Origin of the sequence: Pseudomonas resinovorans NBRC 106553, assembly GCF_000412695.1 — a bacterium.
Taxonomy (GTDB): Bacteria; Pseudomonadota; Gammaproteobacteria; order Pseudomonadales; family Pseudomonadaceae; genus Metapseudomonas; species Metapseudomonas resinovorans_A.
Genome location: NC_021499.1, coordinates 4408197 through 4421513, shown reverse-complemented (window position 1 = coordinate 4421513; position 13317 = coordinate 4408197). Strand labels below are relative to the sequence as shown.

11 protein-coding genes are annotated in these 13317 nt (G+C 67.1%); all 11 read left to right on the top strand.

Going from position 1 to position 13317, the window contains the following annotated elements; translation table 11 throughout:
• The first annotated feature begins 59 nt into the window (after window positions 1-59).
• The 11 genes from PCA10_RS20065 (at window position 60) to flgE (ending at window position 13221) form a co-directional block, all read left to right on the top strand.
• Window positions 60-1457 (top strand): amino acid permease, encoded by a 1398-nt coding sequence (locus PCA10_RS20065; protein WP_016493905.1) that lies wholly within the window; start codon window positions 60-62, stop codon window positions 1455-1457.
• Window positions 1458-1831: 374 nt separating this feature from the next.
• A complete protein-coding gene (locus tag PCA10_RS20060; RefSeq protein WP_016493904.1) occupies window positions 1832-2614 on the top strand; it encodes an enoyl-CoA hydratase/isomerase family protein in 783 nt (260 codons plus the stop codon).
• 18 nt (window positions 2615-2632) lie between these two features.
• Window positions 2633-3793, top strand: a complete 1161-nt coding sequence (locus PCA10_RS20055) for an acyl-CoA dehydrogenase family protein (protein WP_016493903.1) — start codon at window positions 2633-2635, stop codon at window positions 3791-3793.
• A gap of 13 nt (window positions 3794-3806) precedes the next feature.
• The gene (locus PCA10_RS20050) at window positions 3807-5897 is read left to right on the top strand and encodes an acetate--CoA ligase family protein (protein ID WP_016493902.1); all 2091 of its coding nucleotides are present in this window, start codon (window positions 3807-3809) and stop codon (window positions 5895-5897) included.
• 106 nt (window positions 5898-6003) lie between these two features.
• Window positions 6004-7614, top strand: a complete 1611-nt coding sequence (locus PCA10_RS20045) for a 5-guanidino-2-oxopentanoate decarboxylase (protein WP_016493901.1) — start codon at window positions 6004-6006, stop codon at window positions 7612-7614.
• 21 nt (window positions 7615-7635) lie between these two features.
• Window positions 7636-8829 carry a pyridoxal phosphate-dependent aminotransferase gene (locus tag PCA10_RS20040; RefSeq protein ID WP_016493900.1) on the top strand — a complete coding sequence of 398 codons (1194 nt, stop codon included), beginning with the start codon at window positions 7636-7638 and terminating at the stop codon, window positions 8827-8829.
• Between the two features lie 76 nt (window positions 8830-8905).
• Window positions 8906-9610, top strand: coding sequence for an NAD(P)H-dependent oxidoreductase (locus PCA10_RS20035; RefSeq protein ID WP_016493899.1), 705 nt, complete (start codon window positions 8906-8908; stop codon window positions 9608-9610).
• A gap of 668 nt (window positions 9611-10278) precedes the next feature.
• Window positions 10279-10686: a flagellar basal body rod protein FlgB gene (gene flgB, locus PCA10_RS20030; RefSeq protein WP_041770375.1), complete on the top strand. Its 408-nt coding sequence runs from the start codon at window positions 10279-10281 to the stop codon at window positions 10684-10686.
• 14 nt (window positions 10687-10700) lie between these two features.
• Window positions 10701-11147, top strand: a complete 447-nt coding sequence (flgC, locus tag PCA10_RS20025) for a flagellar basal body rod protein FlgC (RefSeq protein WP_016493897.1) — start codon at window positions 10701-10703, stop codon at window positions 11145-11147.
• A 15-nt stretch (window positions 11148-11162) separates the two neighbouring features.
• The gene (flgD, locus tag PCA10_RS20020; protein WP_016493896.1) at window positions 11163-11837 is read left to right on the top strand and encodes a flagellar hook assembly protein FlgD; all 675 of its coding nucleotides are present in this window, start codon (window positions 11163-11165) and stop codon (window positions 11835-11837) included.
• A 46-nt stretch (window positions 11838-11883) separates the two neighbouring features.
• The gene (flgE, locus tag PCA10_RS20015) at window positions 11884-13221 is read left to right on the top strand and encodes a flagellar hook protein FlgE (protein WP_016493895.1); all 1338 of its coding nucleotides are present in this window, start codon (window positions 11884-11886) and stop codon (window positions 13219-13221) included.
• The last annotated feature ends 96 nt before the right edge of the window (window positions 13222-13317 follow it).

Sequence of the window (13317 nt, the reverse complement as noted above, 5' to 3'; positions counted from 1 at the left end):
GACAAGAATAATGACCCGCAAAGCCCGCCTTTCCCGCCACCTCTCCGCCGAGGTGCGCCATGTCTGAAGATCGCATCCAGCTCACCCGCGCGCTGAAGAGCCGCCACATTTTCATGCTGTCCCTGGGCGGCGTGATCGGCACCGGCCTGTTCATGGGGTCGGGCGTCACCATCAACCAGGGCGGCCCGGCCGGCGCCGTGCTGGCCTACCTGGTGGCCGGCGTACTGATGTACCTGGTGATGGTCTGCCTGGGCGAACTCTCGGTGCAGATGCCGGTGTCCGGCTCCTTCCAGGCCCACGCCACCCGCTACATCGGCCCCGGCACCGGCTTCATGATCGGTTGGGTCTACTGGATGAGCTGGGCCACCACGGTCGGCCTGGAGTTCACCGCCGCCGGCATGCTGATGACCCGCTGGTTCCCCGAGGTGCCCATCTGGTACTGGTCGGCGCTCTTCGTCGTGGTGCTGTTCTCCCTCAACGCCCTGGCCACCCGCGCCTTCGGTGAGGCCGAGTACTGGTTCTCCGGGATCAAGGTGGCGGCCATCCTCGCCTTCATCGTCGTCGGCCTGCTGGCCATCTTCGGCGGCCTGCCGCTGGCCAGCGGCGCGCCGGCCCCGATGTTCTCCAACCTGATCGGCGACAGCCTGTTCCCCAACGGCATTTCCGCCGTGTTCGCGGTGATGATGGCGGTGGTCTACGCCTTCCAGGGCTGCGAGATCATGGGCGTGGCCGCCGGCGAGACCGACCAGCCGGAGAAGAGCATCCCCCGCGCCGTGCGCAACGTGGTGTTCCGCGTGCTGATCTTCTATGTGCTGGCCATCGTGGTGCTCTCGGCCATCGTGCCCTGGCAGCAGGCCGGCCTGATGGAGAGTCCCTTCGTCCAGGTATTCGACATGGTCGGCATTCCCTTCGCCGCCGACCTGATGAACTTCGTCATCCTCACCGCCATCCTCTCGGTGGGTAACTCCGGCCTCTATGCCTCCACCCGCATCCTCTGGGCGATGTCCAAGACCGGCATGGCGCCGCGCGGCCTGTCGACCCTGAGCAGTCGCGGCGTGCCGCTGCGCGCCCTGAGCATCACCCTGTGCTTCGCGCTGCTGTCGTTGCTGACCAGCGTGGTGGCCGCCGACACCCTGTTCATGGTGCTGATGGCCGTCAGCGGCATGGCCGGCACCGTGACCTGGATCGTCATCGCCCTGGCCCAGTACCGCTTCCGCCGCGAGCTCTACCGGGCCGGCGGCAGCGTGCAGGACCTCAAGTACGCCGCGCCGCTGTACCCCTTCCTGCCGCTCGCCTGCATCCTCCTGTGCAGCTCGCTGTTCGTCTTCCTCGCCCTGGACCCGACCCAGCGCCCGTCGCTCTATTGGGGCTTCGGCTTCGTCGGGCTGTGCTACGGCGTCTACTACTTCCTGCAACTCAAGCGCCAGCGCCGCGCAGTGGCAGCACCCGCCCTCTGAGCCATCCACAGGCTGAAACGCCCCCGCTCTCCGTCTGGAGAGCGGGGGTTCGTTACTAAGGGTGCGCCATGCCCAACCGAGCTCGATGCCCCTTATTGGCACGGCCGGCTTTCGCTCCTACAGGTATTCCGGAACAGCGCCGCGCCAGCCCCGTAGGTGGTACCGAAGGCCCCTGGTCCCGACTTGTTCGAAGATGTAACAACCTGCGCGTCCAATCTCCACTACTTCAGTAAAACACAAGCAAGAACAGAGACTTAGGTGATGTTTTTCGCCGTTACATACCCCATTTGGGCAGGATTGCCGTCTTCCTGAACACTCGTTTAGGATCTACCCACATTCCTCCTCACTACACAGACAACAAGACGAGGGTTCCCATGACCACCTTGCTCAGCCAGGTCGACGCCGGCATCGCCCGCATCACCCTGAATCGCCCCCAGCAGCGCAACGCACTGGACATCCCCACCCTCAACGCCCTGCTCGAACTGCTGGATGCCCATGAAGCCGACCCGGCCGTGCGGGTGCTGGTGCTGAGCGGCGAAGGGCGCAGCTTCTGTGCCGGCGCGGACCTCGCCGAATGGGCCGAGGCCGAAGCCCGTGGCGCGCTGGAAACCTACGGCTGGACCGAAACCGCCCATGCCCTGATGAACCGCCTGCACGGCCTGGCCAAGCCGACCATCGCCGCCATCAACGGCACCGCCGTGGGCGCCGGGATGGACCTGACCCTGTGCTGCGACTTCCGCATCGCCGCCGCCTCCGCGCGTTTCAAGGCCGGCTACACCGGCATGGCCTACGCCCCGGACGCCGGCGCCAGCTGGCATCTGCCACGGCTGATCGGCGCCGAGCAGGCCAAGCGCCTGTTGTTCCTCGACGAGCTCTGGGGCGCCGAGCGCGCCCTGGCGGTCGGCCTGGTGGGTGAAGTCTGCGCCGACGAGTCGTTGGCGGACGTCGCCGGCCAACTGGCCGCTCGCCTCGCAGCCGGGCCCACCTTCGCCTTCGCCCAGACCAAGGCGCTGATCCAGGACGGCGCCAGCCGCTCCCTGGCCCAGCAACTGGTGGCCGAACAGGCCGCCGGGCTGCTCTGCGGCCGTAGCGAGGATGCCGCCGAGGCCCTGCGCGCCGTGGCCGAGAAACGCTCCCCCCAATTCAATGGCCGCTAAGCGCCGGCAGGTGACCCCATGGATTTCAAACTGACGCAAGAACAGGACATGCTCGTCGAGGCGGTGAAGAGCTTCGTCGAAAAAGAACTGCTGCCCTACGAAGAGGAAGTGGACCGCGCCGACGCCGTGTCCCCCGAGCTCGCCGCGCAGATCCGCGGCAAGGCCCTGGCCGCCGGTTTCTACGCCTTCAACATGCCGGAGGAGGTGGGTGGCGGCGGCCTGGACTACCTGTCCCAGGCCCTCGTCGAACGCGAGCTGTCCAAGGTCTCCTGGGCGCTGCACGTGTTCGTCGCGCGGCCCTCGAAGATCCTCATGGCCTGCAAGGGCGAGCAGATCGAGCGCTACCTGCTGCCCTGCATCCAGGGCGAGAAGATCGACTGCTTCGCGCTCACCGAGCCGGGCGCCGGTTCCGACGCCAATGCCATCAAGACCCGCGCCGTGCGCGACGGCGACGACTTCGTGCTGAACGGCAGCAAGCACTTCATCAGTCATGCCGGCCATGCCGACTTCGCCATCGTCTTCGCCGTCACCGACACCTATGAGCACAACGGCAAGAAGCGCAACGCGGTGACCTCCTTCCTGGTGGACAAGGGCACCCCCGGCATGACCACCCGCCGTGGGCCCCGCTGCGTCAGCAACAAGGGCTATCACACCTACGAAATCTTCTTCGACGACTGCCGGGTGCCGGCCTCCCAGGTGCTGGGCGAGGTCGACAAGGGCTGGGAAGTGGCCAACGCCTGGCTCACCGCCGGCCGGGTGATGGTCGCGGCCAACTGCGTCGGCCAGGCCCAGCGCGCGCTGGACCTGTCGCTGCAGTGGGCGGCCGACCGCAAGCAGTTCGGCCAGCCCATCGGCAGCTACCAGGGCATCTCCTTCAAGCTCGCCGACATGGCCACGCAGATCCGCGCGGCCGAGCTGATGACCCTGCACACCGCCTGGAAGATGGACCAGGGCAGCATGACCGATGGCGAAGCGGGCATGGCCAAGCTGTTCGCCAGCGAAGTGCTCGGCCGCGTGGCCGACGAAGCGGTGCAGATCTTCGGCGGCATGGGCCTGATGGACGAAGGCCCGGTGGAGCGCATCTGGCGCAACGCGCGGATCGAGCGCATCTGGGAAGGCACCTCGGAAATCCAGCGCCACATCATTTCCCGCGAACTGCTGCGGCCGCTGCTGCGCTGACCGGAGGCCCGACATGACCCAACGAGACAACCTCAAGCGCCTGCTGGCGCCCCGGCACCTGGCCTTCATCGGCGGACGCAGCATGGCCCGCGCCTTGAAGCGCTGCGCCGAAGGCGGCTTCGCCGGGCAGCTGTGGCTGGTCAACCCGCAGCACGTCGAGCTTGAAGGCGTGCCTTGCGTCGCCAGCGTCGCCGACCTGCCCTGCGGGCCGGATGCGGTGTTCATCGCCACCAACCGCGAACAGACCCTGGACAGCGTCGCCGCCCTCGCCGCCAAGGGTGCGGGTGGGGCCATCTGCTACGCCTCCGGTTTCGCCGAAACCGGCGCCGAGGGCCAGGACCTGCAGGCGCAGCTGCTGGCGGCCGCCGGTGAGATGGCGCTGCTCGGGCCCAACTGCTACGGCCTGCTCGATTACCTGCACGGCGCCGCCCTGTGGCCGGTGGCCCACGGCGGCAAGCAGGTGGACAAGGGCGTCGCGGTGCTCACCCAGAGCGGCAACTTCGCCTACAACCTGTCCATGAGCGACCGCTCCCTGCCGGTGGCCTACATGGCCTCGGTGGGCAACCAGGCCCAGCTCGGCGTGGCCGAACTGATGGACGTGCTGCTGGACGAGCCGCGGGTGACCGCCATCGGCCTGCACCTGGAAGGCCTGAAGAATGTCCCGGGATTCGCCCGTGCCGCCTACAAGGCCTTGCAGAAGGGCATCCCGGTGATCGCGCTGAAGACCGGCGTGTCCGAAATCGGCGCCGAACTGGCCCTCAGCCACACCAGCTCCCTGGCCGGTTCCGATGCGCTGTACGACAGCCTGTTCGAGCGTCTCGGGGTGATCCGCGTCAGCGGCCCGGTGAGCTTCGTCGAAACCCTCAAGGCCGCCGCCTGCGGCAACCTGCCCAATGGTCCGAGCCTGGTCGCGCTGGCCTGCTCCGGCGGTGATGCCGGGTTGATCGCCGACTACGCCGAAGGCAACGGCCTGCCGCTGCCCAAGCTCGACGATGGGCAACGCAGCGAGCTGGCCCAGGTGTTGCCGGACTACGCCAACATCGCCAACCCGCTGGACTTCACCACCGCCATCTGGGGCGACGGTGCGGCGCTGGAGCGCATGCTCGACACCGCGCTGCGCACCCCCGTCGACGCGGCCCTGCTGGTGCTCGACTACCCCGGCGAGGAAACCGGCGAGCGGCCCCAGTGCGACCTGCTGCTGAATCTCTACTGCGCCGCCCTCAAGCGCCACGGCAAGGTCGGTTTCATCGCCTCGGCCTTCCCCGAACTGCTGCCGGCCCATGCCCGCGAACTGCTGCACGCCCAGGGCGTCGCCGCCTTGCAGGGCGTGGAGGACGGCCTGGCCGCCTGGGCGCGTGTCGCCCATTACCAGCACCAGCGCCAGGCGCTGCTGGCCCGTGGCGATGCGGCGCTGGTGCCGATCTGCCCGCAGCCGCTGGAAGGCCAGGGCCGGTTGCTCGATGAGTGGCAGTCCAAGCAGGCGCTGAAGCCCTTCGGCGTGCCGCTGCCGCACGCGGTACTGAGCACCCCGGGCCAGGCTCGCGCAGCCGCCGTCGACCTCGGTTTCCCGCTGGTGCTCAAGGCGGTCAGCAGCGCGCTGCCGCACAAGACCGAAGCCGGTGGCGTGGCCCTCAACCTGCGCAACGAGGCGGCCCTGGAGGCCGCGGTGCAGGACATGCGCGAAAGCCTTGCCCGGCATGCACCCCAGGTGGCCTTCGAGCAGGTGCTGCTGGAGCGTATGGCGAGCCCGCCGCTGGCCGAGCTGATCGTCGGCATCAAGCGCGAGAACGGTTTCGCCCTGGCACTGGTGATCGGCGCCGGCGGCATTCTCGTCGAGCTGCTCAAGGACAGCCGCAGTCTGCTGCTGCCCACCACCGACGCGGCCATCCGCGAGGCCCTGCTGAGCCTGCGCAGTGCGCCGCTGCTCCAGGGGTTCCGTGGCCGTCCGGCGGTGCACATGGACGCCCTGGTGGATGCCATCCGCGCCGTCGCCGACTACGCCTGCGAACACGCCGACCAGTTGCTGGAACTGGACGTCAATCCGCTGCTGGTGAACGCCGAGGGCGCCGTCGCGGTGGATGCGCTGATCCGCTTGAACGAATGACGCAATTGTAGGAGCGAGCTCTGCTCGCGAACGGCCGCGCTGTAGGTTCTCGCGAGCAGAGCTCGCTCCTACGCGGCATGGCAGAGCCCTCAAAGGAGATCAATCCATGCAAGAGAACAAGACCCTTACTGGCGGCCAGGCCCTGGTCCGCCTCCTGGCCAACTACGGCGTCGACACCGTGTTCGGCATTCCCGGCGTGCACACCCTGGAGCTTTACCGTGGCCTGCCCGGCAGCGGCATCCGCCATGTGCTGACCCGCCATGAGCAGGGCGCCGGCTTCATGGCCGACGGCTATGCGCGGGTGAGCGGCAAGCCGGGCGTCTGTTTCGTCATCACAGGCCCGGGGGTGACCAACGCCGCCACCGCCATCGGCCAGGCCCATGCCGACTCGATCCCGATGCTGGTGATCTCCAGCGTCAACCACAGCGCCAGCCTCGGCAAAGGCTGGGGCTGCCTGCACGAGACCCAGGACCAGCGCGCGATCACCGCGCCCATCACCGCCTTCTCGGCGCTGGCCCTGAGCCCCGAGGACCTGCCCGAGCTGCTGGCCCGCGCCTTTGCCGTGTTCGACGGCGAGCGCCCGCGCCCGGTGCATATCTCGGTGCCGCTGGACGTACTGGCGGCCCCCGTGGCGCGGGACTGGACCACTGAAGTGATGCGTCGCCCCGGCCGTGGCCCGGCCGACGGCGCGTCGCTGGACGTCGCGGCAGCGCGCCTGGCCGGTGCCAGGCGCCCGATGATCATCGCCGGCGGCGGCGCACTGGAAGCTGCCGGTGCCGTCCAGGCCCTCAGCGAACGCCTGGGGGCGCCGGTGTTCACCAGCGTCGCCGGCAAGGGCCTGCTGCCAGCGGACGCGCCGCTCAACGCCGGTGCCAACCTCTGTGTGGCGCCGGGCTGGGAGATGATCGCCGAGGCCGACCTGGTGCTGGCCGTGGGCACCGAGATGGCCGACACCGACTTCTGGCGCGAGCGCCTGCCGCTGTCCGGCGAGCTGATCCGCATCGATATCGACCCGCGCAAGTTCAACGACTTCTACCCCTGCGCCGTGGCGCTCAAGGGCGATGCCCGGCAAACCCTGGAGGCCTTGCTGGCGCGCCTGCCCCAGGCGAGTGGGGCAGGGGAGGCGGCCGTCGCCCGGGTGGCCCGGCTGCATGAGGAGGTCCGCAATGGCCAGGGCCCCCTGCAACGGATTCACCTGGCCATTCTCGATCGCGTCAAAGCCGCCTTGCCGGCGGATGCCTTCATCAGCACCGACATGACCCAACTGGCCTACACCGGCAACTACGCCTTTGCCAGCCGGGCGCCGCGCAGCTGGCTGCACCCCACCGGCTACGGCACCCTCGGCTACGGCCTGCCGGCCGGCATCGGCGCCAAGTTCGGCGCACCCGAGCGGCCCGGCCTGGTGCTGGTAGGCGATGGCGGTTTCCTCTACACCGCCCAGGAACTGGCCACCGCCACCGAGGAGCTGGACAGCCCGCTGGTGGTGCTCCTGTGGAACAACGACGCGCTGGGGCAGATTCGCGACGACATGCTCGCCCTGGATATCGAGCCGGTCGGCGTGCTGCCGCGCAACCCGGACTTCGCCGGCCTGGCGCGGTCCTTCGGTTGCAGCGTGAAACAGCCGCAGAGCCTCGACGAACTGGAACTCGACCTGCGTACGGGCTTCGGCCATCCGGGCGTCACCCTGATCGAACTGAAACATGCCTGCGCCCGCTGAGCAGGAGCCAAGGAGCTGACCATGCGCTTTTCCGACCTTACCCAACGCATCGCCGGCGACGGCGCGGCCGCCTGGAACATCCACTATCGCGCCCTGGAGCGCCAGGCGCGGGGCGACGACATCCTCCTGCTGTCGGTGGGCGACCCCGACTTCGATACGCCGCAGCCCATCGTCCAGGCGGCCGTCGACAGCCTGCTCAGTGGCAGCACCCACTACGCCGACGTGCGCGGCAAGCTCGCCCTGCGCCAGCGCATCGCCACCTGGCACAACCAGCGCAGCGGCCAGGCCGTCGGCGCCGACCAGGTGACGGTACTGGCCGGTGCCCAGTGCGCGCTGTACTGCGTGGTGCAGTGCCTGCTCAATCCGGGCGACGAGGTGATAGTCGCCGAGCCCATGTACGTCACCTACGAAGCGGTGTTCGGCGCCTGCGGCGCCAGGGTGATCCCGGTGCCGGTGCGTTCGGAGAACGGCTTCCGCATCCGCGCCGAGGACGTCGCCGCGGCCATCACCCCGCGCACCCGCGCCCTGGCCCTGAACAGCCCGCACAACCCCTCGGGCGCCAGCCTGCCGCGCGGCACCTGGTCGGCCCTGGCCGAACTCTGCATCGCCCACGACCTGTGGATGATTTCCGACGAGGTCTACAGCGAACTGCTGTTCGAGGGCGAGCACATCAGCCCGGCCAGCCTGCCGGGCATGGCCGAACGCACCGCGACCATCAACAGCCTGTCCAAGTCCCACGCCATGACCGGCTGGCGGGTGGGTTGGGTCGTGGGCTCGAAGGAGCTCGCCGGGCACCTGGAAAACCTCGCCCTGTGCATGCTCTACGGCTCGCCGGACTTCATCCAGGACGCCGCCTGTGTTGCCCTGGAAGCGCGCCTGCCGGAGCTTGCGGCCATGCGCGAGGCCTATCGGCAGCGGCGCGACCTGGTGTGCGCCAGCCTGGAAGGTTGTCCCGGCCTGCGTGCACTGAAGCCGGACGGCGGCATGTTCGTGATGGTGGATATCCGCGCCACCGGGCTTTCCGCCCAGGACTTCGCCGACCGCCTGCTAGACGATCACGGCGTCTCGGTGCTGGCGGGCGAGGCCTTCGGCCCCAGCGCGGCGGGGCATATCCGCCTGGGCCTGGTGCTGGGCAGCGAACCGCTGACCGAAGCCTGCCGGCGCATCGCCCTGTGCGCCGCCGAACTGATAGAGCAACGCAAACCCGGTGAATGATGCTTGGCGGCGGGCGCGGGCATGGCCGATGGTGGCCACGCCGCGCCCCCGGCCGATTCGACTACAAGGAACAACCATGAAGGTACTGATCGTCCACGCCCACCCCGAAGCGAAATCCTTCAGCAGCGCCCTGCGCGACCTGGCCGTGGAAACCCTGCAAGGGCAGGGGCACGAGGTGCGCCAGTCCGACCTCCACGCCCTGGACTGGAACCCGGTGGCCAGCGCCGCGGACTTCGGCGAGCGGCAGAACCCGGATTACCTGGTCTATGCCCTGGAGCAGCGGGAGTCGGTCAAGGCCGGCAACATCGCGCCAGACATTCAGCGCGAACTGGACAAGCTGCTCTGGGCCGACCTGCTGATCCTCAACTTCCCGCTCTACTGGTTCTCGGTGCCGGCCATCCTCAAGGGCTGGATCGACCGGGTGCTGGTGTCCGGCGTCTGCTACGGCGGCAAGCGCTTCTACGACCAGGGCGGCCTGGCCGGCAAGAAGGCCCTGGTTAGCCTGACCCTGGGTGGCCGCGAACACATGTTCGGCGAAGGCGCCATCCATGGCCCCCTGGAAGACATGCTGCGGCCGCTGCTGCGGGGCACCCTGGCCTATGTCGGCCTGGAAGTGTTGCCGCCCTTCGTGGCCTGGCATGTGCCCTACATCAGCAATGACGCCCGCGAAGACTTCCTGCGCGCCTACCAGGCCCGCCTGCAGGGGCTGGAGCGGGACCAGCCCCTGGAGTTCCCGCGCCTGGAGCAGTTCGACGAAAGGTTGTACCCGCTGGCGCGATGAGTGCTGCAAGGCCGGTTTTGTTGCTCGGCTAATTACTGAGCGGGCGGCGGGTTTCTGTTTCGCCTTCCCGGGCGACTTCCTTTGGCAGTCGCCCCAAAGGAAGCAAAGGGCTTGCCCCACCATCCGGGTTTGGCTTCGCCAAACTTCCCTCGCTACATCGTCGTTCCGGAGGCCCGCCGCGAAGGGCCATCCATGGCCCTGCGCGGCTCTCGCGGCATCCATGCCGCTCGTCCTCCTCCACAACGATTCCGCTCGGCCTCCTGAAGGGGCGGTTTGCGCGGCGTCATCTTCGCTGATTCGTTTCAGGCTGGTGTGGGCATCAGGATTGCTTCGCGCCTGCTTGCGGGAGAGGGCAGTGCCTCCTGGCAGCGAGCCAGGCAATAGCCCGTAGGATGGGTTGAGCGGAGCGATACCCATGCAGGCGGAGGTTCGGCGTGGCACCGATGGCGAATGGAAAAGCGCCATCCACCCTACTGAATGCCTCCCGGCAAAGCGGCAACGAGCGGCAAACCCCCTTGCCGCTTTGCCGCCCGGCAACCCCCGATTGCCGCTTATTGCCGCTCCATTTTCTGCTCAAGCCTTTGAAAACAAAGAAAAAATAACTTTGGCACAGCCTTTGCTAAATATCTGGCAAGCAAACCAGATTGCCACTGGCAAAGGTTCCGGACATGAGCATCAGTTTCGAAAAGGCCCTCGGCATCCACCAGCAAGCCCTCAGCTTCCGCGCCCAGCGCGGCGAGGTGCTGGCCAACAACATCGCCAACGCCGATACCCCGAACTACAAGGCTCGTGACCTGGACTTCGCCAGCGTGCTCGCCCAGCAATCGGAGAAGGCCGCCCACGGCAGCTTCCAGGCCACCCGGACCAATGAGATGCACATCGCCGCCGAAGGTTTCGACATGGGCGATGCCTCGCTGAAGTACCGCATCCCCTTCCAGGCCGCCATTGACGAGAACACCGTGGACGCCCAGCTGGAGCAGTCGAACTACACCGAGAACGCCATGCAGTTCCAGGCCAGCTTCACCTTCCTCAACAGCAAGTTCAAAGGGCTGATCGGCGCCCTGCGCGGCGAATAACGGAGAGCCAAGCCATGTCCCTGTCCAGCATCTTCAACATCGCCGGCACCGGCATGAGTGCCCAGAACACTCGGCTGAACACCATCTCCAGCAACATCGCCAACGCCGAGACCGTTTCCTCGAGCCTCGACCAGACCTACCGCGCCCGCCACCCGGTGTTCGCCACCATGTTCCAGAACACCCTGGGCAACGGCGACCGTGGTTCGCTGTTCACCGACCAGGACCAGTCCGGTGCCGGTGTACAGGTACTCGGCGTGATCGAGGACCAGAGCACCCTGACGCCGCGCTACGAGCCCAACCACCCGGCGGCCAACGCCGAGGGCTACGTGTACTACCCGAACGTCAACGTGGTCGAAGAAATGGCCGACATGATTTCCGCCAGCCGGTCCTTCCAGACCAACGTGGAAATGATGAACACCGCCAAACAGATGATGCAGAAAGTGCTGACCCTGGGTCAGTGATAGCGAGGGAACAGCATGAGTGTCAGTAACGTAGCGGATACCCAATCGGTCCTCGACCAGTTCGCGCTCAAGACCGAGACCAAGAGCAAGGACCTCGGCAAGAACGAGTTCCTCGAACTGCTGGTGGCCCAGTTGAACAACCAGGACCCCCTGGCGCCCCAGGAAAACGGCGAGTTCATCGCCCAGCTGGCGCAGTTCAGCCAGGTGGAAGGCATCGAGAAGCTGAACAGCAGCATGGGTTCGCTGCTCTCCGGCTACCAGTCCTCCCAGGCGCTGCAGGCCTCCTCGCTGGTGGGCCGCAAGGTCATCGTCCCGAGCGAGAAGGCGGTGGTGGATACCGCGGAAACCTTCAAGGCCTCGGCCGTGCTGCCGGTGTCCAGCAGCAACGTCTGGGTCAACGTCTACGACAGCGCCGGCGCCCTGGTGAACCGCGTCAGCCTCGGCCAGCAATCGGCCGGCAACGTCAGCTTCATGTGGGACGGCAAGGACTCCAGCGGCAAGGTCATGCCGCCCGGCACCTACAAGTTCGAGGCACAGGCGCAGTACGAAGGCGAAACCAAGTCGCTCTACACGATGCTGCCGGCCAACGTCGACAGCGTCACCCTCGGGCAGAACGGCGGCGAGCTGATGCTCAACCTCGCCGGTCTCGGCAGCGTGCCGCTGTCCCAGGTCCAGGTCATCGGTCAGTAACTTCCCGGTTCAGAACGCCGGGAAGCACCGGCAAAGGAGATAAGAAATGGCGTTCAACATCGGTCTCAGCGGCCTGCGAGCCGCGACCAGCGATCTCAACGTCACCGGCAACAACATCGCCAACGCCGGTACCGCGGGCTTCAAGCAGTCCCGTGCGGAGTTCGCCGACGTCTATGCCGCCTCGGTGCTCGGCACCGGCAAGAACGCCCAGGGCAGCGGCGTGACGCTGGGGGACGTGTCCCAGCTGTTCAACCAGGGCAACATCAACTACACCCAGAACGCCCTGGACCTGGCCATCAACGGCAACGGCTTCTTCCAGACCAGCAACAACGGTGAGATCAGCTATACCCGTGCCGGCTACTTCGGTACCGACCGCAACGGCTACATCACCAACAACTTCGGTTACCGCCTGCAGGGCTATGGCGTGGACGGCAACGGCAACCTGCAGAACGGCGTGGTCAGCGACCTGCGCATCGAGTCGTCGAACCAGGCGCCCAAGGCCACTACCCAGGTGGCGCAGAAGTTCAACCTGAACTCCACCACCAAGGCGCCGACCAACACCCCGTTCGACCCGGCCGATCCGACCACCTACACGTCGTCCACCTCGGTCAACATCTATGACTCCCAGGGCAATGCCCACGTCATGACCCAGTACTTCATCAACAACTCCGACCCGGCCGCGACGCCGCCGGTGACCAACAACTGGAGCATGGCCGTGCTGGTGGATGGGCGTAACCCGTCCGACCCGACCAGCACCGACCCGCACACCACCAACCTGCTGTTCAATGCCGACGGCAGCCTGGACACGGCCGGCATGGCGGCGGGCGGTGAACTGAACTACGACCCGGCCACCGGCCTGATGACCCTCGACGACTGGGTGCCCGCCGTTTCCGATGGCGGTACGCCGGCGAACTGGTCGGGCAACGGCGCCACCGCCAACGCCGGCGGCATCAGCATCGATATTCGCGGCTCCACCCAATATTCCAGCACCTTCGCGGTGAACAGCATCAGCCAGGACGGCTACACCACCGGCCAGCTGGCGGGCCTGGAAATCGACGACACCGGGGTGATCTTCGCCCGCTACACCAACGGCCAGTCCAAGGTGCAGGGCCAGGTGATCCTGGCCAACTTCGCCAACGTCCAGGGCCTGACCCCGGTGGGCAAGACCGGCTGGGTGCAGTCCTTCGAGTCCGGCGAGCCGGTGGTCGGCACCCCGCGCTCCGGCACCCTGGGCGCCCTGCAGGCCGGCGCCCTGGAAGACTCCAACGTCGAACTGTCGGACCAGCTGGTGAACCTGATCGTCGCCCAGCGCAACTACCAGGCCAACGCCAAGACCATCCAGACCGAAGACGCCGTCACCCAGACCATCATCAACCTGCGTTGATGAGTGGCTGCGCGTCGGCCATGCGTTGTTGAAACTGACCCGAGGAATGCTCATTTACAGTCGTAAACTCCGCTTCCTCGGGCCACTTTCGCCTAG

Bases quoted from the DNA above. Each gene is read 5' to 3' on its own strand.
- PCA10_RS20065 (WP_016493905.1), top strand. From the start codon at position 60: ATGTCTGAAGATCGCATCCAGCTCACCCGCGCGCTGAAGAGCCGCCAC.
- PCA10_RS20060 (WP_016493904.1), top strand. From the start codon at position 1,832: ATGACCACCTTGCTCAGCCAGGTCGACGCCGGCATCGCCCGCATCACC.
- PCA10_RS20055 (WP_016493903.1), top strand. From the start codon at position 2,633: ATGGATTTCAAACTGACGCAAGAACAGGACATGCTCGTCGAGGCGGTG.
- PCA10_RS20050 (WP_016493902.1), top strand. From the start codon at position 3,807: ATGACCCAACGAGACAACCTCAAGCGCCTGCTGGCGCCCCGGCACCTG.
- PCA10_RS20045 (WP_016493901.1), top strand. From the start codon at position 6,004: ATGCAAGAGAACAAGACCCTTACTGGCGGCCAGGCCCTGGTCCGCCTC.
- PCA10_RS20040 (WP_016493900.1), top strand. From the start codon at position 7,636: ATGCGCTTTTCCGACCTTACCCAACGCATCGCCGGCGACGGCGCGGCC.
- PCA10_RS20035 (WP_016493899.1), top strand. From the start codon at position 8,906: ATGAAGGTACTGATCGTCCACGCCCACCCCGAAGCGAAATCCTTCAGC.
- flgB (WP_041770375.1), top strand. From the start codon at position 10,279: ATGAGCATCAGTTTCGAAAAGGCCCTCGGCATCCACCAGCAAGCCCTC.
- flgC (WP_016493897.1), top strand. From the start codon at position 10,701: ATGTCCCTGTCCAGCATCTTCAACATCGCCGGCACCGGCATGAGTGCC.
- flgD (WP_016493896.1), top strand. From the start codon at position 11,163: ATGAGTGTCAGTAACGTAGCGGATACCCAATCGGTCCTCGACCAGTTC.
- flgE (WP_016493895.1), top strand. From the start codon at position 11,884: ATGGCGTTCAACATCGGTCTCAGCGGCCTGCGAGCCGCGACCAGCGAT.